The 20,377-nt window shown below is 71.8% G+C and carries 23 protein-coding genes; 8 read left to right on the forward strand and 15 right to left on the reverse strand.

Annotated elements, in window-relative coordinates; translation table 11 throughout:
• Positions 1-7 precede the first annotated feature (7 nt).
• Complete coding sequence (locus OHA68_RS21085; RefSeq protein ID WP_327109154.1) at positions 8-622, forward strand: cysteine dioxygenase family protein; 615 nt, start codon at positions 8-10, stop codon at positions 620-622.
• Here the strand turns inward: OHA68_RS21085 and OHA68_RS21090 are convergent.
• On the reverse strand, positions 552-1,037 hold the full coding sequence (locus tag OHA68_RS21090; RefSeq protein ID WP_189138727.1) for a pyridoxamine 5'-phosphate oxidase family protein: 486 nt from the start codon (positions 1,035-1,037) through the stop codon (positions 552-554). The genes OHA68_RS21085 and OHA68_RS21090 overlap by 71 nt on opposite strands.
• A gap of 64 nt (positions 1,038-1,101) precedes the next feature.
• Here OHA68_RS21090 and OHA68_RS21095 point away from each other — a divergent pair, with 64 nt between their 5' ends.
• Complete coding sequence (locus OHA68_RS21095; protein WP_327109155.1) at positions 1,102-1,755, forward strand: winged helix-turn-helix transcriptional regulator; 654 nt, start codon at positions 1,102-1,104, stop codon at positions 1,753-1,755.
• A gap of 9 nt (positions 1,756-1,764) precedes the next feature.
• Here OHA68_RS21095 and OHA68_RS21100 read toward each other — a convergent pair whose 3' ends face one another.
• A complete protein-coding gene (locus OHA68_RS21100; RefSeq protein WP_327109156.1) occupies positions 1,765-3,120 on the reverse strand; it encodes a M20/M25/M40 family metallo-hydrolase in 1,356 nt (451 codons plus the stop codon).
• Positions 3,121-3,353: 233 nt separating this feature from the next.
• Here OHA68_RS21100 and OHA68_RS21105 point away from each other — a divergent pair, with 233 nt between their 5' ends.
• Entirely contained in the window at positions 3,354-4,736 is a 1,383-nt protein-coding gene (locus OHA68_RS21105) for an aspartate aminotransferase family protein (protein WP_189138724.1), read from the forward strand.
• Between the two features lie 61 nt (positions 4,737-4,797).
• Positions 4,798-5,913, forward strand: coding sequence for an alanine dehydrogenase (gene ald / locus OHA68_RS21110; RefSeq protein ID WP_327109157.1), 1,116 nt, complete (start codon positions 4,798-4,800; stop codon positions 5,911-5,913).
• Between the two features lie 107 nt (positions 5,914-6,020).
• Here the strand turns inward: ald and OHA68_RS21115 are convergent, their stop codons facing one another.
• The 7 genes from OHA68_RS21115 to OHA68_RS21145 all read right to left on the reverse strand — a co-directional run bounded on the left by OHA68_RS21115 (position 6,021) and on the right by OHA68_RS21145 (position 11,197).
• Complete coding sequence (locus OHA68_RS21115) at positions 6,021-7,448, reverse strand: tetratricopeptide repeat protein (protein WP_327109158.1); 1,428 nt, start codon at positions 7,446-7,448, stop codon at positions 6,021-6,023.
• A 53-nt stretch (positions 7,449-7,501) separates the two neighbouring features.
• Positions 7,502-8,386, reverse strand: a complete 885-nt coding sequence (locus tag OHA68_RS21120) for a sulfite exporter TauE/SafE family protein (protein WP_327109159.1) — start codon at positions 8,384-8,386, stop codon at positions 7,502-7,504.
• 167 nt (positions 8,387-8,553) lie between these two features.
• The gene (locus tag OHA68_RS21125; RefSeq protein WP_327109160.1) at positions 8,554-8,793 is read right to left on the reverse strand and encodes an SHOCT domain-containing protein; all 240 of its coding nucleotides are present in this window, start codon (positions 8,791-8,793) and stop codon (positions 8,554-8,556) included.
• Positions 8,794-9,019: 226 nt separating this feature from the next.
• Positions 9,020-9,487: a Clp protease N-terminal domain-containing protein gene (locus OHA68_RS21130; RefSeq protein WP_327109161.1), complete on the reverse strand. Its 468-nt coding sequence runs from the start codon at positions 9,485-9,487 to the stop codon at positions 9,020-9,022.
• Between the two features lie 8 nt (positions 9,488-9,495).
• Positions 9,496-9,693, reverse strand: coding sequence for a helix-turn-helix domain-containing protein (locus tag OHA68_RS21135; RefSeq protein WP_189138928.1), 198 nt, complete (start codon positions 9,691-9,693; stop codon positions 9,496-9,498).
• Positions 9,694-9,752: 59 nt separating this feature from the next.
• Positions 9,753-10,658: an LLM class flavin-dependent oxidoreductase gene (locus tag OHA68_RS21140; RefSeq protein ID WP_327109162.1), complete on the reverse strand. Its 906-nt coding sequence runs from the start codon at positions 10,656-10,658 to the stop codon at positions 9,753-9,755.
• A gap of 92 nt (positions 10,659-10,750) precedes the next feature.
• On the reverse strand, positions 10,751-11,197 hold the full coding sequence (locus OHA68_RS21145; RefSeq protein ID WP_189138717.1) for a MarR family winged helix-turn-helix transcriptional regulator: 447 nt from the start codon (positions 11,195-11,197) through the stop codon (positions 10,751-10,753).
• Positions 11,198-11,329: 132 nt separating this feature from the next.
• On the opposite strand from OHA68_RS21145, the gene OHA68_RS21150 reads away from it, so the two are divergent.
• Positions 11,330-12,841: an FAD-dependent monooxygenase gene (locus OHA68_RS21150; protein ID WP_327109163.1), complete on the forward strand. Its 1,512-nt coding sequence runs from the start codon at positions 11,330-11,332 to the stop codon at positions 12,839-12,841.
• A 56-nt stretch (positions 12,842-12,897) separates the two neighbouring features.
• Here OHA68_RS21150 and OHA68_RS21155 read toward each other — a convergent pair whose 3' ends face one another.
• Positions 12,898-13,545 carry a response regulator transcription factor gene (locus OHA68_RS21155; protein ID WP_327109164.1) on the reverse strand — a complete coding sequence of 216 codons (648 nt, stop codon included), beginning with the start codon at positions 13,543-13,545 and terminating at the stop codon, positions 12,898-12,900.
• A 34-nt stretch (positions 13,546-13,579) separates the two neighbouring features.
• Entirely contained in the window at positions 13,580-14,695 is a 1,116-nt protein-coding gene (locus OHA68_RS21160) for a sensor histidine kinase (protein ID WP_327109165.1), read from the reverse strand.
• Positions 14,696-14,790: 95 nt separating this feature from the next.
• On the opposite strand from OHA68_RS21160, the gene ggt reads away from it, so the two are divergent.
• A complete protein-coding gene (ggt, locus tag OHA68_RS21165) occupies positions 14,791-16,551 on the forward strand; it encodes a gamma-glutamyltransferase (protein ID WP_327109166.1) in 1,761 nt (586 codons plus the stop codon).
• An 80-nt stretch (positions 16,552-16,631) separates the two neighbouring features.
• Here ggt and OHA68_RS21170 read toward each other — a convergent pair whose 3' ends face one another.
• The gene (locus OHA68_RS21170; protein WP_327109167.1) at positions 16,632-16,802 is read right to left on the reverse strand and encodes a hypothetical protein; all 171 of its coding nucleotides are present in this window, start codon (positions 16,800-16,802) and stop codon (positions 16,632-16,634) included.
• Positions 16,803-16,906: 104 nt separating this feature from the next.
• Here OHA68_RS21170 and OHA68_RS21175 point away from each other — a divergent pair, with 104 nt between their 5' ends.
• The gene (locus tag OHA68_RS21175; protein WP_327109168.1) at positions 16,907-17,686 is read left to right on the forward strand and encodes an SURF1 family protein; all 780 of its coding nucleotides are present in this window, start codon (positions 16,907-16,909) and stop codon (positions 17,684-17,686) included.
• 2 nt (positions 17,687-17,688) lie between these two features.
• Positions 17,689-18,012, forward strand: coding sequence for a DUF3817 domain-containing protein (locus tag OHA68_RS21180; RefSeq protein WP_327109169.1), 324 nt, complete (start codon positions 17,689-17,691; stop codon positions 18,010-18,012).
• 19 nt (positions 18,013-18,031) lie between these two features.
• Here OHA68_RS21180 and OHA68_RS21185 read toward each other — a convergent pair whose 3' ends face one another.
• From OHA68_RS21185 to OHA68_RS21195, 3 genes are all read right to left on the reverse strand, one after another.
• Complete coding sequence (locus tag OHA68_RS21185; RefSeq protein WP_327109170.1) at positions 18,032-18,226, reverse strand: hypothetical protein; 195 nt, start codon at positions 18,224-18,226, stop codon at positions 18,032-18,034.
• Between the two features lie 105 nt (positions 18,227-18,331).
• A complete protein-coding gene (locus tag OHA68_RS21190; protein ID WP_327109171.1) occupies positions 18,332-19,408 on the reverse strand; it encodes a protein kinase domain-containing protein in 1,077 nt (358 codons plus the stop codon).
• Between the two features lie 73 nt (positions 19,409-19,481).
• Positions 19,482-20,321: an arylamine N-acetyltransferase family protein gene (locus OHA68_RS21195; protein ID WP_327109172.1), complete on the reverse strand. Its 840-nt coding sequence runs from the start codon at positions 20,319-20,321 to the stop codon at positions 19,482-19,484.
• Positions 20,322-20,377 lie beyond the last annotated feature (56 nt).

A 20,377-nucleotide genomic window follows, 5' to 3' on the forward strand; every position in this document is an offset into this window, starting at 1 on the left:
AGATGCCATGAAAACGGTCGCTTCCATCCGCAGGCCGGGCCTGGCTGAGCTCGTGTCCGGCATCGCCGAGATCACGGCCCGCCGCCCAGGACTCCAGGAGGCCGCGGACGCCGTGGCCGTCCTGCTGCGCGAGCGGCTCCCCGCCGAGGACCTCCTCACCGAGCAGGAGCGCGCGGGCTCACCCGACGGGTACGTCTCCCACGTGCTGCACGCCCAGGACGACTTCTCCATCGCCGCCGTCGTGTGGCGCCCCGGCCAGGAGACGGTGATCCACGACCACGTGTCCTGGTGCACGTTCGGCATCCTCAGCGGCATCGAGTACGAGACCCTCTACCGTGACGAGGGCGACCACCTCGTCGAGATCGGGCACGCGGAGAACCGGCCCGGCGAGGTCAGCGGCTTCGCGCCGCCCGGCGACATCCACCAGGTGCGCAACACCAGCGCGGTGACCGGGGTGTCCGTGCACGTCTACGGCGCCGACCTGCGCAAACTGGGCAGCAGCATCCGCCGCACGTACGACATCCCGGTGCGTCGGTCGGCAGATCCATGCCTCAATCCTTCCCGGCCAGCGGGCCGGGCAGTCGGCTCTGGAAGTCGAGCACGCCCACCCAGGACGGCCTGACCGCGATGCGGGCCATCCGGACGCCCGGCTGGTCGGCCTCCGCCACGATCTTGGCCCCCTGCTCGGGGCCCGAGTAGCGGTAATGGGCCAGTGCGTACTCCGGCACGACGCCATCGACGTCCGTCACCTCCGCCCGGCCGCGGATCAGCAGCACCTCGGGCGGCATGGCGTTGACGTCGATGGTGATGGCGACGTCGGGCCTGGCCCGCAGTGCGGGGATCTTGGCGGCTCCGGCGAACGTCGCCATCACCAGCTCCTCGCCGGTCCAGTGGAACAGCGTCGGGTAGACGCGCGGCGTGCCGTCGGAGGCGACGTAGGCCACCCGGGCCAGCTCCGTGGAGACGAGCAGCCGCCGCGCCACCGGGTGCTCCAGCAGCCTGACGTCCCCCTGCGGCAATGAGTCGAGCGCGGTCATGGGACCCCTTTCCCTTGTTGGTCCTAACTTAGGACTAGATGGTGCGACATGACAAGGTGGCTCCATGAGGACCTATGACGACCCGTGCGGCATCGCCCGCGCGCTCGACCACGTCGGCGAGCGGTGGGCGCTGCTGATCGTCCGGGAGCTGTTGCTGGGTCCCAAACGCTTCACCGACCTGCGGGCCGGCCTGCCGGGCGCGAGCCAGAACGTGCTGTCCCAGCGGCTGCGCGAGCTTGAGGAGTCCGGGATCGTCCGTCGCCGCAAGCTGCCCCCGCCGGCCGCGAGCCAGGTCTACGAGCTGACGGACCGGGGCTACGAGCTGGAGCCGGTCGTGCTCGCGCTGGCCCGCTGGGGGAGCCGGGCGCCGCTGCGCTCGGCGAAGCCGTTGAGCGTGGACGCGCTGATGTACGCGCTCAAGTCCACCTTCGACCCCGAGGCGGCCGGCGACTTCGCGGGGCGGGTGGAGCTGAGGCTGGGCGAGCAGAGCTTCCTGGCGGCGGTGTCGGGCGGCCGGCTCACGCTCCGCCGGGCCGAGCCGGGCGCCACCCCCGCCGACGCGGTGCTGCGCACCCCCGCCGACGCGGTGCTGCGCACCGACGCCGACACGCTGCGGGCGCTGGTCTTCACCGGGGCCCGGCTCGACTCCGGCATGGTGGAGGGCGACCGTCAGATGGCAGGGCGCTTCGTGAAGCTGTTTCCGCGCCCTGCGATCTGACGGCCGAGGTCAGACGCCCAGCGCCGAGGGCTGGCTGAGCTCATGCAGGAAGAGCGCCTCGGCGGTGGCGATCCGGCGCAGTTCCTCCAGGTCCAGCCGCTCGTTGGGCGCGTGGATGGCGGCGTCCTCGTCCTCCGCGCCGAACAGCAGGATCTCCGCTGCGGGGAACTGCTTGAGCAGCGTGTTGACCAGCGGGATCGACCCGCCGGCGCCCACGTCCCTGGGCGGGCGGCCGAAGGCGCGCTCCATGGCGCGGTTGAGCGCCGCGCGGGCCTTGCCGCCGGAGTCCGCCTGGAAGCCCGAGCCGACCGTGAAGTCCCCGAACGAGGTCTGCACCCCCCAGGGCGCGACCTGGCGCAGGAACTCCACCACCGCGTTGACCGTGGTCTTGGGGTCGCCGGCCGGCGGGATGCGGACCGTGACGCGGGCGCGGGCCACGGGCTGCACGGCGTTGATGGCGCCGGAGACCGAGGGCACGTCCAGGCCCGTCACGGTGATCGCGTAGGAAGCCCAGAGGCGGTCGGCCAGCGAGCCGGAGCCGACCAGCGAGACGCCGTCCAGCACTCCCGCCGTCCGGCGGAACTCCTCCTCCGCCGGCCCCTGGCCGAGGAACCTGCCGCGCGGCAGGCCGGGCACGCGGATGTCGCCGTTGTCGTCGTGCAGCGCGGTCACCATGCGCATCAGCGCGGCCAGCGCGTCGGGGGCGGCGCCGCCGAAGGAGCCGCTGTGCAGCGACTCGCGCAGGCTGCGCACCTCCATGGTGAAGGCCGCCATCCCGCGCAGCGACGTGGTGACGGCCGGGTCGCCGACGCGCGGGTTGCCGGTGTCGGCCACCACGATGGCGTCGGCCCGCAGCAGCTCGGGGTTGCGCTCGACGAAGGCTTCGAGGCGCTCGCCGGCGTATTCCTCCTGGCCCTCGACGATGACTTTGATGCCGACGGGGAAGCGGCCCTGGAAGACGCGCAGCGCGGTGACGTGCGAGATGATGCCGGACTTGTCGTCGGCCACCCCACGGCCGTACAGCTTCCCGTCGACCAGCGTCGGCTCGAACGGCGGCGTCCGCCAGGCGGCGAGGTCACCGGCCGGCTGCACGTCGTAGTGGGCGTACAGCAGGACGGTCGGCATGCCGGGCGGGGCGGGCGCCTCGCCGTAGACGGCGGGGAAGCTGCCCTCGACGGGGATCCGCTGGACGCGCGTCAGTCCCGTGCTGCGCAGCAGCTCCTCGGTCGCCGCCGCGGCGGCGTGCACGGCCTCCTCGGGGTGTCCGGGAAAGGCCACGGAGGGGATCGCGGCCAGGCGCTTCAGCTCCTCCACGGACTGCGGCATTCCAGCCTGTACGGCACTCTCGATCTGGTCAGGCGTCACGGGAAGGTCCCCCGGGGTCGTTCGCGATGGTCAACGTCTCATTGGATCACACAGGGTTTCACAGTGCGTGAATCGGGATGACCCGCGCGCAAATCTACCTGCGGATTTCGTAGTGGTTACATGCCAGGGCTGCGGATCTCGGTTTTCTTGTGGAGACTCGCGACGCATTCGCTTGGCAAAGGCCAGGTGAAGATGCAGACTGTGGGGCAGGTCAGACGCAAGGGAAGATACACATGACGCAGCCGGAAAACGACGTCCTGAAGGCAGCTCAGGACAACCTGTGGTTGCACTTCACCAGGCACAGCGCCCATCGGCAGGCGGAGATCCCGACCATCGTCCGCGGCGAGGGCTCCTACATCTACGACATCCACGGCAAGCGCTACCTCGACGGCCTGGCCGGGCTGTTCGTCGTCCAGGTCGGTCACGGGCGGGCCGAGCTGGCCGAGGCCGCCGCCAAGCAGGCGCAGGAGCTCGCCTTCTTCCCCCTGTGGTCCTACGCCCACCCCAAGGCGGCCGAGCTGGCGCAGCGCCTGGCGAGCCTGGCGCCCGGTGACCTCAACCGGGTCTTCTTCACCACCGGAGGCGGCGAGGCGGTCGAATCCGCCTGGAAGCTGGCCAAGCAGTACTACAAGCTCATCGGCAAGCCGCTCAAGCACAAGGTCATCAGCCGCGAGATCGCCTACCACGGCACCCCGCAGGGCGCCCTGTCGATCACCGGCATCCCGGCGTTCAAGCAGATGTTCGAGCCGCTCGTGCCCGGTTCGATCCGGGTCCCCAACACCAACCACTACCGCGCCGAAGAGATCAGCGGCATCGCGGGCATGACCCCCGAGCAGTACGGCATCTGGGCCGCCGACCGGGTGGCCCGCGCGATCGAGATGGAGGGCCCCGACACGGTGGCCGCCGTCTTCGCCGAGCCGGTGCAGAACGCGGGCGGCTGCTTCCCGCCGCCTCCCGGCTACTGGCAGCGGCTGCGCGAGATCTGCGACACCTACGACGTGCTGCTCGTCTCCGACGAGGTCATCTGCGCCTTCGGCCGCCTCGGCACCATGTTCGGCGGCGAGAAGTTCGACTTCGTGCCGGACATCATCACCTGCGCCAAGGGCATGACCAGCGGCTACTCCCCGATCGGGGCGATGATCGCGCACGACCGGCTGTTCGAGCCGTTCAAGAGCGGCGAGGAGATGTTCGCCCACGGCTACACCTTCGGCGGCCATCCCGTCTCCGCCGCCGTGGCGCTGGCCAACCTCGACATCTTCGAGCGCGAGGACCTGCTCGGCCACGTCACCAAGAACGAGCCGGTCTTCCAGGCCACCCTCGAAAGCCTCAAGGACCTGCCGATCGTCGGCGACGTGCGCGGCTCCGGCTACTTCTGGGGCATCGAGCTGGTCAAGGACAAGGCCACCAAGGAGACGTTCACCGCCGAGGAGTCCGAGCGGCTGCTGCGCGGCTATCTGTCGCAGGCGCTGTTCGACGCCGGCCTCTACTGCCGGGCCGACGACCGCGGCGACCCCGTCATCCAGCTCGCGCCCCCGCTCATCGCCGGACCGAAGGAGTTCGACGAGATCGAGTCGATCCTCCGCACGGTGCTCACCGAGGCGTGGGCGCGGCTCTGAACACCTGTCCGGTACGGCACGCCGTACCGGACAATTTTTTTCGCCGAAAGGGAACATCGCCATGAAGATAGGCGTGCCGGCCGAGGTCAAGAACCACGAATACCGCGTCGCGGTCACCCCGGCCGGAGTACACGAACTGGTCGGTCACGGCCACGACGTCACCGTAGAACGAGGGGCGGGCCTCGGCTCGCAGATCACGGACGAGGAGTATCTCGCCGCCGGGGCGAAGATCCGCGGCAGCGCCGACGCCGTGTGGGGCGAGGCCGACCTCGTGCTCAAGGTCAAGGAGCCGATCGCCGAGGAGTACCACCGGCTGCGTGAGGGCCTGGTGCTGTTCACCTACCTCCACCTGGCCGCCTCCCGCCCGTGCACCGACGCCCTGCTCGCCGCCAGGACCACCGCCATCGCGTACGAGACCGTGCAGGTGGGCCGGTCGCTGCCGCTGCTCGCGCCGATGTCCGAGGTCGCGGGCCGGCTGGCCCCGCAGGTCGGCGCCTACAACCTGATGCGCTTCAACGGCGGTCGCGGCATTCTGCCCGGCGGCGTGCCGGGCGTCGCCCCCGCCCGGGTGGTCGTGATCGGCGGCGGCGTCTCCGGCCTGAACGCGGCGCAGATCGCGGTCGGCATGGGCGCCCAGGTCACCGTCCTCGACACCGACGTCGACCGGCTGCGCTTCATCGACGCCGTCTACCAGGGCCGCCTCACCACGCTGGTCTCCACGGCGTACGCGATCGAGCAGGAGGTGCTGCGGGCCGACCTGGTGATCGGCGCGGTGCTGATCCCCGGCGCCAAGGCCCCGACGCTGGTCAGCGACGAGCTGGTGGCCCGGATGAAGCCGGGCTCCGTGCTCGTCGACATCGCCATCGACCAGGGCGGCTGCTTCGAGGGCTCGCGCCCCACCACGCACGCCGAGCCCACCTACCGGGTGCACGACTCGCTCTTCTACTGCGTGGCCAACATGCCCGGCTCGGTGCCCAACACCTCCACCTACGCGCTGACCAACGCGACCCTGCCGTACGTGATCGCCCTCGCCGAACTGGGCTGGCAGCAGGCGCTGCGCAAGGACGCGGGCCTCGCGGGCGGCCTCAACACCCATGCCGGCGCCCTCACCAACGAGCCGGTCGCCCAGGCACTCCGCCTCCCCTTCACCCCGGCGGCCGACGTCCTGGCCGCCTGACGCCCCCGCGCGGCAACGGCCGCAGGTCGTACCGCGTGGGGCCTCAGCGGCGTGAGGCTTCTGCGGCGTACGGCCTCAGCGGCGTGGGGCTTCTGCGGCGTGGGGCGTCAGCGGGGGCGAGGGGTGCCCCTGCCGCCGTGTCTCGCGCCGGACGGGCCGAGGCGGCGGCGCAGCTCCCTGGCCGTGGTCAGCACGTGCCGCACCTCGCCGGGGCTCGGCCACGGGCCGCTGCCCGGCCGGAGCAGGGTGCCGCGCACCGAGGCCAGGTGCTCGACGGCGCTGGCATGCAGCCGGCTCTGGTTCACCAGCCAGTCGATCACGTCCGCGTGGTCGTGCAGCGGCCTGGTCACCAGGTCCCAGGTGCCGAGGATCTCGGCCAGCTCCGGCACGGCCAGCGCGACGCCGCCCCGGCGGCCGGTGGCGGCCGCGGCCAGCTCGGCCCGCGCCATCAGCTCCGGCTCGGCGGGCCGGTCCCAGGTGGGCGGCGGCGGGTCGGCCAGCCACTCCTCCGCCTCGCTCCGCCGGCCCGCCGCCGACAGCAGCCCGCCCAGCTCCACGGCGGCCCCGTGGTGCCCGGCCAGCGCCGCCTGCCGGAACCAGTGCTGCCCGCCGCCCAGATCGCCGAACTCGGCGATGAGCAGCAACCCGAAGTTGAACGCCGACTCCGCGTCCCCGCCGGCCGCGCCCCTGCCGAACCAGTGGCTCGCGCCCCTGGCGTCACCGAGCTCCACGCACACGAACCCGGCCATCCGCTGGTCCTCCAGCCGACCGGCGCCCGCGGCCTGTTCGTACCAGGCCCGTGCGCTGCGCAGGTCGCGCCGGGACAGCGCGATGCCGCCGAGCTGGGACGCCGCACCGGGATGCTCGCTCTTGGCGGACAGCCGATAGTAGGCTTCGGCGCCCTCCGGGTCGCGGCTGGCCTGCAGGAACAGCCCCAGGCAGTACGCCGAGTCGGCGTGGCCGCTCTGCGCCGCGCACTCCCACCAGTGCACGGTCTCCTCCTCGTGCCCGCACGCGTAGGCCAGGAAGCCCGCGTCGTGCGCGGAGGAGGCGTCCCCGGCGGCGGCCGCCGCGCGATGCCACTCCCGCGCGGCCGAGGTCTCGCCGGTGTCCTCGCACATCAGCGCGAGCCTGCGGGCTCCGGCCCGCGAACCCTGCTGGGCGGCGATCTCGTACCAGCTTCTGGCCTGTTCGACGTCGCCGCGCTGCTCCAGCAGGAGCGTGGCGAGATTGACCGCGGCCTCCGCGTCGCCGGCGCCGGCGGCCCGTTCGTACCAGGCGACGGCGTTGTCCAGGCTGCCGTGCTTCTCGTGCCAGATGCCGAGGTTGTAGGCGCTGTCGAGGTTGCCGCCCGCCGCGGCCCGCTCCCACCAGTGCCGGGCCGCCGCGCGGTCGCCGCGCTGGGCGTAGAGCCGGCCGAGCCGGTGCGCGGCCTGCACGTCCCCGGCCTGCGCCGCCATCAGCAGCTCGGCCTCGTCTCCCACACGTGGCGCCGGGACGGCCGGCAGCGCCACCTCACCTTCCCACCTGGCCATGGCCACAGGGTGGCATGTAATCACTCGGATGCGAACCGTAATCGCCGAGCCGTTCAGGAGAACTTGATGAACCCGGTGAACATGCCCATCCCGCAGGCGTAACGCAGCGACCCCGGAGGCTGCGCGGGCAGCCGCACCGTGGCCGGCAGGGCGAGGTCCCGCCCGTCGATCACGACCGTGTCCGTGCACCCCCGGTCCACCACCTTGAACACCACCTCGACGGGCACCCCGGCGGGCGCCGCCACGGCCGCCGGCCGGTAGCCGTCGCTGGTGGCCCAGATGGTGACGATCGGGCTCGCCGACGTGCCGGGCTCGGTCGTCGCGGTGGCGGGCAACCAGCCGCCCAGACTGACCCCCGACCCGATCGTCCACACCCCGGCCGCGATGGCGACCACCGCCGCCACCTTCGACATTCTGGTACGTGAGACGCGCCGCAGCAGATAGCCGAGCAGCGCGAGGGCCGGGGTGGTGCCGAGCACGAACCCGGCCATCACCGCCGCGCCCGCCAGCGGCGAACCACTGGAGACGGCGATCAGCTCCATGCCGATCGTCACCCCGCAGGGCACCAGGATCGTCGCCGCCCCCAGCAGCGGCGCGGCCAGGCCGGGCAACGCCCGCCCGGGTGAGTCGCAGCCGGTGCGGCGTAGCAGGCCGACCGCGAAGGCGATCACCATGACGCCCGCCGCCACCAGCAGCACCGCCCGGAGCGCCGGCGGCGGCTTGACGGCCGCCCCGAGCAGGCCGAGCAGAGCGCCGACGGCGGAGTAGGAGGCGAGCCTGCCCGCGAGGAACCAGGCCAGCACGACCGGATCGCTGGTGCGGCCCGCGGCGCGGGTGGTCAGCCCCATGAGCAGGCCGCCCTGCACGGCCGTGCACGACGCGGTCCCCGCCACCAGCCCGGCCGCCAGGCCGCTGGCGAGCAGAGCTGTCGCCTGCACGGTCAGCGGGCCTGCGTCCGGCCGGGGCGGCCGTCACCGTGCCGGCCGCAGAACCTGGCGATCGCCCGCATCCCTCGCCCCACTTCTTCTCGTAAAGGGTCCTCACAAGGAACGTATCGGCGCTCGCCGAACGCGAATAGTTACAGTTCCCTGACCCAGGGTGCCGTTTACGAGGCCGCGCCCTTCAGGACCGACATCTTCTCGAAGTACTCGTCATCGCTCATCTCGCCGCGTGCGTACCTCTCGGCGAGAATCTGCTCCGCCGACGCCGTAGCCGGGGCGTGCGTACGGTCGCCCTGGCCTTTTTTCCGCCAGGCCCACAGGCCGAAGGCCACGACGGCGACCCAGAACAGGCCCCAGATGAGCGGGATGACGGGCCAGAAGCCCGCGTGTGCGAAAGTGTTCATGTCTCCTCCTTGACGTACCTCCAAGGTTCGCCGCAGCAGACACGTCACGAATCGGACCCCGGGCCCGTCTCACCATCCGCCCAGGGGAGTGCTCGAAGCCTCCCGCCCTACACCCCCGGACGTATTCTCCGAGACCGGCCCCAGACCTCCCGGCGGGTGCGGATCCCTCCGGCTCAGCTCTCGGCCTCCAGGCGGGCGCGGATCCCCTTGGTTCGGCCCTGTGCTTTCAGGATTCGAGGCGAGTGCGGACGGTGGTGCGGTCGAGGTGGAGGTGGTCGATGAGGGCGGCCGCCGGGTCGGGGTGCCGCTGGTCCAGCAGCGCCCGCAGCAGGGCGGCCGGCCCGGTGCGGTCTCTGGACTTTCGGTCGGTCGCCTTGACCGCCTGGTTGATGACCGCCCGTGCGCCCGACGTCAGCGCGGTGCCCGGGATCGGCGGGTGCTTGCGCGTGCCCCCCGGCGGGGTGTCGCCGGGGTCGAGGCCGATCGCCCGCAGCGCGGCCCGGTCGAGCGAGGCCAGGGCGGCCCGTGCGGTGCGCGCGTCCACGCCCAGGGCGCGGGCCGGCGGGCCCGACGGGTCACGCAGCAGGCCCAGGAGCAGATGCTCGGTGCCCATGCGGCGGTCGCCGCGCTGTCTCGCCTCGTCCATGGCCGCCTTGACGGCGACCGCGAACGGGCTCTTGTCCAATCCGAACATGACGAGCCTCACTTTCCGTACTTGGCGTGTACCGACTGGCGCGACATGCCGAGCGCGTCACCGATCTGCTCCCACGTCCAGCCCTGCTCCCTGGCCAGCGCGACCGAGGCGGCCTCGACCTGCTCGGCCAGCCGGTGCAGCGCGCCTACCGCGCGCAGCCCGAGGGCGGGGTCGTTGGACTTGATGCGCTCCGACAGTTCTCCCATGTCCACGCTGTCAGGCTAGATTGACAGAGCGCCGCTGTCAACCTGGCCTGACGAGGCGGTTATGTCGCGATCGCCTCGCGTACGGCCGGGGCGATCTCCTGGGCCCAGCGGGCCAGCACGGTGCGGTCGAGGATGTCCTCGCCGACGGCGAAGAGCGTGAAACCCGACGCGCCGTGCTCCAGCACCGCCCCGGTCAGCTCCTCGATCCACTGGTCGGTGGAACCGCCGATCCAGCGGCCGTCGTGGTCGCGGGTGGCGGGCAGTGGCCGGTCGGTGATGCGGCCGGGGAAGTTGAAGACGGTGCGGATCTCGCTCGGATCGCGGCCGGCGGACGCCGCCGCCTCGTCGATGACGGGCCGCGAGGACAGGTATCGCTCGCTGAGCCAGTCCGACGCGTGGCCGGGGATCCAGCCGTCGGCCACCCGGCCGGTGGCGGCCAGGGACTTCGGGCCGACCGACCCGGTCCACACCGGCGGCGCGGCCACCGGGGCGGGCTCGATGTGGCGCACCTGGTAGTGGTCGCCCTGGTAGGTGACCGGAGCGCCGCCGCCGGACAGCAGCTTGACCAGCACGATCGCCTCCTCGAAGGCGTCCACGGCCGCGCCCGGTGACAGCGGCGGCACCCCCATATCGGCGATGCGATCCCACCGCCCGCCCGCGCCCAGGCCGAGCACGACCCGGCCGCCCGACAGCGCCGACAGCGACGTCACCGTCCTGGCCAGCATGGGAGCGGGCCGCGTCGGCAGATTGGTGACGTTGACGAGCCCGGTGATGTGCTCGGTGCGGCCGAGGACGAAGCCGAGCGCGGCGTAGGCGTCCAGCCACCCGCCGGCGTAGGGATGGTCGAACAGGGTGAAGTGGTCGAGCCCGTCGCGGTCGGCCTGCTGGGCCGTGCGCAGCAGCTCTGGTATGTCGTCGGTGCTGGGATGCGCGCCGAAACCGAAGACGACGTCACGTGGGGACAATGGTCTGCCTTTCCCTGAAGGTTCGCCAGGCGTACGCCATCGGCAAGTTCGTGACACGAACAATATTAGTTCGTGTCACGAACTGCAACTCGTCACAGGAAGACGGTGGGCACCTTGTTGTCCGTCACGACCCGGCCCAGCAGCGCGGCGAGCGTGTCGCGCTCCCCGGGGGCGAGCCCCGTGGCCAGCACCTCGACGCGGCGGCAGGTCTCGGCGTAGAACTCCTCGGCCAGCTTGGCGCCCCGCCTGGTGAGCGCCACCCGCACCGCGCGGGAGTCCTGCGGGTCGTCCTGTCGCTGGACCAGGCCGTTGCGCTCGCTGCGGTCCACCAGGCCGGTCAGGCTCGACTTGGCCAGGCCGAGCACCGCGCCCAGCTCGCCCATGCCGTACGGCTGCGCCATCAGGACGCACAGCAACTGCCCCTGCTGCTGGGTGAGCCCGTACTCACGGGCGGAATTCACGTACACGGAATTCACCAGGAACGCGGACCGCACCAGCGCGGGCACCACTCCGATAGGCCCCTCGACATGCTCACTCATTTCCCCAGGATAACAAATTCGCAGAACGAACTACCGTGGTTCGCCAAGCGGAGCGGCCGGGCAGGCGTTCGGCGCGTCCCTGCTGTCAGGCTGGATTGACAGGCTCGTCGCCGTCAGTCTAGCCTGACAGACATGGATGAAGTGATCATCGTTGGAGCCGGCCCTGTGGGGCTGATGCTGGCGTGCGAGCTGGCCCTGGCCGGCGTGCGCCCGACCGTGCTGGACGAGAGACCCGAGCCCAGCGACCTGCCCAAGGCGAACGGGCTCATGGGGCAGATCGTGCGGATGCTCGACTACCGAGGGCTGCTGGAGCGCTTCGCCGAAGGCAGCCCCTTCGCCGGGCGGCCACCCGGCTTCCCCTTCGGCTCGGTGCCGCTGCGCTTCGCCGGGCTGGACGGCATCCCCCTGCGCATGGTGATGGTCCAGCAGCCGCGCATGGAGCGGCTGCTGGCAGAGCGTGCCGCCGAGCTGGGCGTGGAGATCGTACGGGGAACGCCGGTGCTCGGGCTCACCCAGGACGACGACGGCGTCACCCTCGACCTGCCCGGACGGCGGTTGCGCGCCCACAGCGCGGTCGGCTGCGACGGCGCCCACTCCCTGGTCCGTAAGCAACTCGGCATCTCCTTCCACGGCACCACCGACGACGAGGCGCTGCTCCTGGGCCACTTCAGGACCGACCAGGCCACCGGCCTGTTCGAGCAGTCGCGGGTCATGGGCCTGGAGCAGGGCTGGAACCACCGGCCGCACGGCCGCCTGCTGCTCACCTCGCTGCGGCCCGGCGTCGACATCGTCGGCGTCCGCGAGAAGGGCGCCGCGGGCCCGGTGACCCTGGCCGGCTTCCAGGCGGCGATCCGCCGGGTGATCGGCGCCGATCTGCCGCTCGGCGAGCCGATCTGGCTGTCCAGCACGGTCGCCCAGGCCCGGCTGGCCGAGCGCTACCGATCAGGCCGGGTGTTCCTGGCGGGTGACGCGGCGCACCTGTTCCCCGCAGGCGGCTCGGCGCTGAACGTCGGCCTGATGGACGCGGTCAACCTCGGCTGGAAGCTGGCCGCCGTGCTCACCGGCCGGGCTCCGATCCGACTCCTGGACACCTACGAGACGGAACGCCGCCCGGTCGGCGAGCGCACGCTGGCGCACACCCGGGCCCAGGCCGCCCTGGAGCGGCTGACCGGTGTGGAGGGCACCGCGCTGCGCGACCTGCTGGCCGGGGTCTTCGCCTTCGAGCAGCCCGCGCGCCACCTCGCGCACCTGCTGCACGGCTCCGACACCAGGTACGGCATCCCCTCCGAGGGCGCCGGGGAAGGCATGGTCGCCGGAGAACCTGGCGGGGGTGTGGTCACCGCAGGGGCGGCCGGTGGCAGGGGTGTCGTGGGCGCCGATCTGATCGGCCGCCTTGCTCCCGACCTCCACCTGACCACAGGGGACGGGCACACGCGGGTGGCCGAGCTGATGCGCGACGGCCGTCCTCTGCTGCTGGATCTGGGCGGTGACGCCACGATCGGCGGCGACTGGATCCGCGTGGTCCGGGCCCGCTGCGACGATCCGCCCGCGGACACCCTGCTCATCCGCCCCGACGGCCAGGTGGCCTGGACGGGGACGGCCGGGCTGCGGGAGGCCGCCGCCGAGTGGCTCCAGCCTGCCTGAGGCAGGCGTCGTCAGAGCCGGCCCGGTCGGACCAGGCCTGCCTGAGACAGGCGTCGTCAGAGCCAGCCCGGTCGGACCAGGCCTGACTCGTAGGCGATCACCACGAGCTGGGCCCGGTCGCGGGCGTGCAGTTTCATCATCGTCCTGCTCACATGCGTCTTGGCCGTCGCCGGCGACATGAACAGCTTGGCCGCGATCTCGTCGTTCGTCATGCCGGTGCCGACCAGGCCCAGCACTTCGCGTTCGCGATCGGTGAGCTGGTTCAGGCCGTCGGCGGCCAGCGGCTCCTTGGCGCGGGAGGCGTACTCGGCGATCAGGCGGCGCGTCACGCTGGGGGAGAGCAGCGCCTCGCCGGCGGCGACCACCCGCACGGCCTGGATGAGCTCGGCCGGCTCGGTGTCCTTGACCAGGAAGCCGCTGGCGCCGCCGCGCAGGGCTTCGAAGACGTACTCGTCCAGCTCGAAGGTCGTCAGGATGATGACGCGCGGGCCCGCGGGCATCTGCCGGGTGGCGGTGAGGCCGTCGGTGCCGGGCATCCTGATGTCCATCAGCACCACGTCCGGCGCGTGCTCGCGGGACAGGCGGATCGCCTCCGCGCCGTCGGGGGCCTCGCCGACCACGGTCATGTCGGGCTGGGCGTCCAGCAGCGCCCTGAAGCCGGCCCGCACCAGCGCCTGGTCATCGGCCAGCAGCACCTTGATCACGGATTCTCCTCGGGGAAGGGCGACGGCGCCTTGATCATGAGTTCTCCTCGGGGAGGGGGAGCAGGGCCGAGATCTCGAAGCCGGTGCCCGACGGGCCGGCGGCCAGGGTGCCGCCGAGGGCGGCGGCGCGTTCGCGCATGCCGGGGATGCCGTTGCCGCCGCCTTCCTCCGCCAGCACGGTGGGCGTGGTCGCGCCGGAGTCGGTGATCCGGACGGCCAGCTGGGTGGCGCCGTACTCCAGCCGGACCGTGACCCGCGCGCCGGGCGCGTACCGGGCGGCGTTGGTGAGCGACTCCTGCACGATTCGGTAGGCGGCGCGTTCCACCTGGCTCGGCAGCGGGCGGGAGCCGACCCGCTTGAGCGTCACGTCCAGGCCGGCCCGCTCGACCAGCTCCTCCAGGCGGTCCAGCCCGGCGGTGGGGGAGCGGGGAGCGCCTTCGCGCAGCACGTTCAGCACCGAGCGCATCTCACCGAGCACCTCCTTGGACGCGGTCTTGATAGTGGCCAGCGCGGTGCGCGCGTGCTCGGGGTTGTCGTCCAGGAGATGCAGCGCGGTCGAGGCCTGGACGTGGATGAGGGAGATGTTGTGCGCGAGCACGTCGTGCAGTTCCTGGGCCATGGTCAGCCGTTCCTCGCTGGCCTGCCGTCTCGTCTCCTCCTCGACGGCCCGCTGCTGCTGGACGCGGCGCTCGCGCAGGATCCTGGCGAGCTCGGCCACCACCATGAGGAGCAGGATGAACGCGGTGATCGCCAGGTCGTGGAAGAGCCCGGTGGCGCCGGCGCGGGGCGTCAAGTGGCTGTAGGAGATGAAGACGGCCAGGGTGATCGCGGCCAATATCCAGGCGATCCTGCGCAGCCCGTGGGTGACCAGGGAGAACAACATGATCACCGGAGCCAGGTAGATGGGCCCGAGCGGGTACCCAAGCCACGTATACGCATATGTCGCCAATAGCGCGACAATCGTAGCCGTTACCGGATATTTCCGGCGAACCAGGATCGCCAGGGGTCCGACGAACAGCAGCACGTAGGCCATCGCGTCGAGCGGCTCCTTGAAGGCCCGCTGTCCCCAGGCCGCGCCCTGCGACAGCACCACCTGGCCCACCGCCACGATCAACGCGAGATATGGCTCGAAACCGGACTGCTTACGCACAAACCCCACGCTAAGTCCCGCATTCCCCCACCGCATCCTCTGAGGGTGGCAGGGGGCCCTACCGCGACGGGCGTAGCTGGGCCATGGTGGAAACCATGCGCCGAGTGATCGTTCCCGCAGTAGCAGTCCTCGTCTCGCTGGCCACCGCAGCCCCCGCGGCGGCCACACCACCTCAACAGGCAACCCCCGCGCCGGCCACCCCGCAAACGAAGGTCCCGGTCGCCGAGGGGTACGGCGGCGCCGTCGCCACGGTCGACCTGGACGCGAGCAAGGCGGCCGTCGCCGTGCTCAAGAAGGGCGGCAACGCCATGGACGCCGCGGTCGCCGCCGGGGCGGTGCTCGGCGTGACCGAGCCGTACTCCGCCGGTCCGGGAGGCGGCGGCTTCATGGTCTACTACGACGCCAAGAAGCGTCAGGTCCACACCATCGACGGCCGGGAGACCGCTCCCCAGGCCATGACCGCCACCAGCCTGGAGGGCATCCCGTTCGCGGAGGCCGTCACCAGCGGCCTGTCGGCGGGCGTCCCGGGCACCGTCGCCCAGTGGGACCTGGCCCTGCGCACGTTCGGCACGCTGTCGCTGAAGCAGGCGCTGCGGCCGGCGATCGAAGTGGCGGCCAAGGGCTTCGTCGTGGACCAGACCTTCTACGACCAGACCGCCCAGAACGCCGACCGCTTCAAGGACTTCACCTCCACGGCCAAGCTCTACCTCCCGAACGGCGCGCCGCCGCCCGTCGGCTCCGTCTTCAGAAACCCCGAGCTCGCCGCCACCTACCGCGAGCTGGGCGAACGAGGCCCACGCTGGCTGTACGGCGGGCAGCTCGGCAAGGAGGTCGTGGCCACGGTCAAGCGGCCACCGATCACCCCGGGCGCCACCCGTACGGTCAGGCCGGGCCTCCTGGAGATGCGTGACCTGGACCGGTACCGGGCGCTGCGGCGGGAGCCGACCCGCGTCGACTACCGCGGCATGAGCGTCTACGGCATGGCGCCGCCGTCGTCCGGCGGCTCGACCGTGGGCGAGGCGCTGAACATCCTGGACGCGCTGCCCGAGGTGGGCCTGCACGAATACCTGGAGGCGTCCAAGCTGGCCTTCGCCGACCGCAACGCCTACGTCGGCGACCTGCCCGGCGTGCCGCTGAAGGCGCTGCTGTCGAACGGCTTCGCCAAGGAGCGCGCCTGCCTGATCGGAGACAGGGCCATCCCGGCCCCGGCCGCGCCCGGTCAGCCCGACGGCGACTACGGCCCCTGCGCCACCCCGACCGGCAAGGGGACCCCGCCCGCGGACGAGGGCCCCGAGACCACCCACCTGGTGGTGGCCGACCGCTGGGGCAACATGGTCGCCTACAACCTGACGATCGAGTCCACCGGCGGCAACGGCATCGTGGTGCCCGGACGCGGCATGCTGCTCAACAACGAGCTCACCGACTTCACCTTCGGCCCCGCGCCCGGCGACCCGAACCTGCCCGCCCCCGGCAAGCGCCCCCGCTCCTCGATGGCGCCGACGCTGGTGTTCGACCACGGCAGGCCGGCGCTGGCGCTCGGCTCGCCCGGCGGCTCGACGATCATCACGACCGTGCTGCAGATCATGGTCAACCGGTACGAGTTCGGCATGTCACTCCCCGAGGCGCTCGCCGCCCCGAGGGCCACGCAGCGCAACACCGCGCAGACGCAGGCCGAGCAGGCCTTCCTCGACCGCTACCAGGCGGAGCTGACGGCCAGGGGGCACGAGCTGGTGCTCAACCCGGAGATCGGCGCGGCCACCGCGCTGGAGTTCGTCGACCGGGACCGGGTCCAGGCGGTCGCCGAGCCCACCAGGCGCGGCGGAGGCAGTGCGCTGGTGGTCCGGCCGAGGCGGTGATCCACTAGCGGGACCCGCCGCGGGCACGGCAACGACCCGCCACTGTCCGCGGCGGGTGGTCGGCTCTATGGGGGAAGGGCTTAACGCAGAAGGAGGAACGCGGCCACGCCGATGACGACGATCACCACGACCACCGCGCCGATCAGCAGCAGCGGCGACTTCTTGGCCTTCTGGGACTCCTGCTCGGACTGCTGCGCGAACGCGCGGAACTGCTGGGTGCTACCCGAAGGGTCGATATGCTGGTCAGACATGGGCAGCAGCCTAGCGGGATCACCTGCCGTTTTTGCGCGGTTTTGCGTGATCGGTGGGGTGGGCTGGTGACGGGACCGGTCCGGTGGGCGGATAGCTTTGACCCATGCTCAGGACGCTGTTCTCTCCGCGCCTTCTGGGGTTGCACCTGCTCACGATCGGGGTCGTGATCGCGTTCATCCTCCTTGGACGCTGGCAGCTCGGCGTGTTCACCGACTCCGGAAAGCCGCAGTCGGTCACCGATCCCGCGCCGGTGAGCGTCACCACCCTCGCCCAGGTGGGCGCGCACCTGCAGACCGTCGCCGTGGGGCGCAGGGTCACCGCCGAGGGCGTCTACGACGCCGGACGACAGCTCCTGGTCGCCGACCGGCCGCCCGACGTGGCGGCGCCCGGCGGCAACGTCTCGCGCGGCGAGGGCTACTGGGTGCTCACCCCGCTCAAGCTCGACGACGGCACGCTGATGCCGGTCGTGCGCGGCTGGGTGGCGCGGGCCGACGACCCGGGCACCGCGGCGCCCGGCGGCCGGATCACGCTGCAGGGGCGGCTGCGGCCGCCGCAGGGCACCGACGGGGTGCAGCGGCGACCGGAGGGCGTGCCCGCCGGCCAGGTGCAGACGGTCTCGACCGGTGAGCTGATCAACCTGTGGAGCGGGCAGCAGGTGCGCAACGGCTATGTCGTCGCGCAGCCGCCCTCGGGCTCACTGACGCAGGTCAAGACGGACCCGCCGATCCTGAACGGCGAACTGACGTGGCGTAACCTCGCCTACGCCGCCAACTGGTGGATCTTCGCCGGATTCGCCGTGTTCATGTGGTTCCACTTCGTACGCGACGCCGTACGAGCGGATCGGGACCGGGACAGGTCCCCCGAGATGGTTCTGGAAGGTTAACGGTGGAATCGGCTCTCAAGCCCTTCCGGGTGCTCGCCTACGTGGTCGGCGTGATGCTGCTCATCCTCTGCGTCGCCATGGTCATGCGTTACGGCTTCGACAGCGCGGGCCTGTCGAAGACGATCGCGCCCATTCACGGCGGCCTCTACATGCTCTACCTGGTCGCGGTGATGAACCTGGGCATGAAGGCGCGCTGGTCGTGGCCGTACATGCTGGGTGTGATGCTCGGCGGGACCGTGCCGTTCCTGTCGTTCTTCGTCGAGCGCAAGGTGCGCGAGCGGGTGGCCGGGCAGAGCACCGCCGGACAGAGCACGGCGGAGGCCTGAGGGCCCCCGCCGCGCCGGGTCAACGGCCGATGCCGCGCCTGCGGGATCGCTTGAGCCGCTCGCGCTGCGACGGGTCGAGCATCAGGTAGCCGATCACCGGAGCGGCGACCACGCCGAGGATGACGAGCAGCGTCACGAACCCGGCCCCAAAGATAATCAGCGAGAGCAGAACAGCGGCGCCTGCGCCGATGGCGTACTTCTGGACTGGTGACATCCTCAACTTCCTCCGACCGCGGAGCGCGCGCCCCGCCTCTCCCACATTGTGCGTCGTCCTGCCAACGAGTGGGGCGCCCGCTTTGGTTCCTGGTCACGATGTATCTCAACCGTTGTGCTCCAGCACCCCCACGAGCCGGCGGCGCAGCACGTCAGCGGCGGGACGCCGGCCCGGGTCGCCCGACAGCAGGTCGAACAGCACAGGTGCCAGCGCCCCCGCCATGCTCAGCGGCGCGCCGGGGGCGGGCGGCTGCCCCTGCACCGCCGCGAACAGCGTGGCGCCGAGCGACCACAGATCCGCCGCCGGGCTCCCTGTCCCCTCGGGCGGCGTGAAGGCGGGAAGCTGGGCCGGCGCCAGGCGGGGGACCAGCGTGGCGTGCCCCCACTCGTTGATCAGCACACTGCCCGGCTGCACCCCGCCATGATGCTCGCCGCGCGCGTGCGGCTCCGCGAGCTGTTCGAGCACGGCCAGCCCGATCGCGGCCACCTCCGCGGGCGGCATCGGCCCACCGGCCGCGACCACCTGGTCGAGCGAGCGGTCCATGGCCAGCCGGCGCAGCGTCTCGGCCACCGTACGCACCGGCGGCGTGTCCGCGGGGCTCAGCATGGCCCTGACGAGCGAGCGCAGCGGCTCGGTGCCCTCGACCGGAGCCTGACCGGGCGGACGTCCTTCGACGGCGAAGTGCAGCGTGGCGGCCAGCGACCACATGTCCGCCGGTGGCCGCATGCCCAGCGCGGGCAGCCCGAACCCGGTCAGCAGCGCCCGTCCGGTCCTGGTGAGCAGCACGTTGGCCGGATTGACCCGGCCGTGCACGATCCCGGCCGCGTGCGCGGTCTCCAGCGCCGATAACAGGTGCACGCCCACCCGCGCCGCCTGCAGGACCGGCAGCGGGCGACGGGCGAGCACGCTCTGCTCCAGCGACGATCCCGAGACGAACTCCATCACCAGCCACGCCTCGCCGGCCTCGACGGGCACGTCGAGCACCGGCACCACGCAGGCGTGCGCCAGCCCGACGGCGCGCCGCGCCTCGGTGACCGCGAGCTCAAGCGACTCGGGCGGGACGCGCAGCCTCCTGACCACGACGTCACGGTGCTCCCGCTCGTCGAAGGCCAGCAGGAGCTCACCGCCGCCCAGGGGATTGAGCAGGCGGTAACGTCCGGCGAGCTTTCCTGTCTGTCCCATACCGAGGTGCACGATAGCGTCACGCCTCCGGACATGGCCATGGTCGGCTTTTACCAAGAACGGTCTACCCGCGTCAGCCGCCCGTCAGCCATCTCTCGTGCGCCGTATGGACCTTACGCCACAATGTGTCCCTGTCCTTGGCTCCGACGTCGTCGAGCGGCAGCCTGAAGATGTCGGCGAGGGCCGCGTAGAAGTCGTCGGCCCTGTCCAGGGTGATCGAGTCCGACCAGGTCCCGACCCGGGACAGCACCAGCCCGCGCAGGCTGTCCGCCCCCTTGACGTCCCTGCGCTGTACGGTCAGCACCCGGACGAACCCGGACGTCGGCGACGTGCTCAGGTGCTCGTGCATGGCCGTGAAGGCCGACATGTCCGTGGCGGCGAGCTCGAAGTCCAGGCCGGCGAAGGCGCCGCCCGGGTCATGGTCGAACCGCCAGCCACCGGGCGCGACCTCCGACGGGCGCAGGCCGTACCGGAAAGGGCCCTGTTCGTAGGAGCCGGCGATCAGCGGGAGCGGCTCGTGCAGGGCGTCGCCGAGCCCGACGTCGACCAGCCACGCACCGCCCGGATTGGCCTCCTCCGGCAGGCCGCGCACGGTCAGCACCAGGTGGTTGGCGGTGATGCCGGGCTCGCCGCCCCGGAGCTGGACGCCGCCCACGTGCCGGGTCACCTGATAGCCGAGGGCGGTGGCGAGCGCGGAGAACGCGCCGTTCAGGTGGTAGCAGTAGCCGCCGCGGCCGCCGACGACGCGGGCCGCCGACTCCAGCGGGTCCACCGTGGTGGGCCGATCCAGCCAGATCTGCAGGGTCTCGTAGGCGACGCGCTCCACGTGCGCGGCGTGCAGCGCCCGGAGGGCGGCCGCGGACGGAGGGGCCTGGACGAGCCCCAGGCGTCGAAGGTAACCGGCGGTGTCCACCCGTCCAAGTCTGCACCGGATGTGCACGGATTGGGGAGTGCCGTCTGCACGGCCCG

Origin of the sequence: Nonomuraea glycinis, from assembly GCF_035920485.1 — a bacterium.
Classification (GTDB): Bacteria; Actinomycetota; Actinomycetes; order Streptosporangiales; family Streptosporangiaceae; genus Nonomuraea; species Nonomuraea glycinis.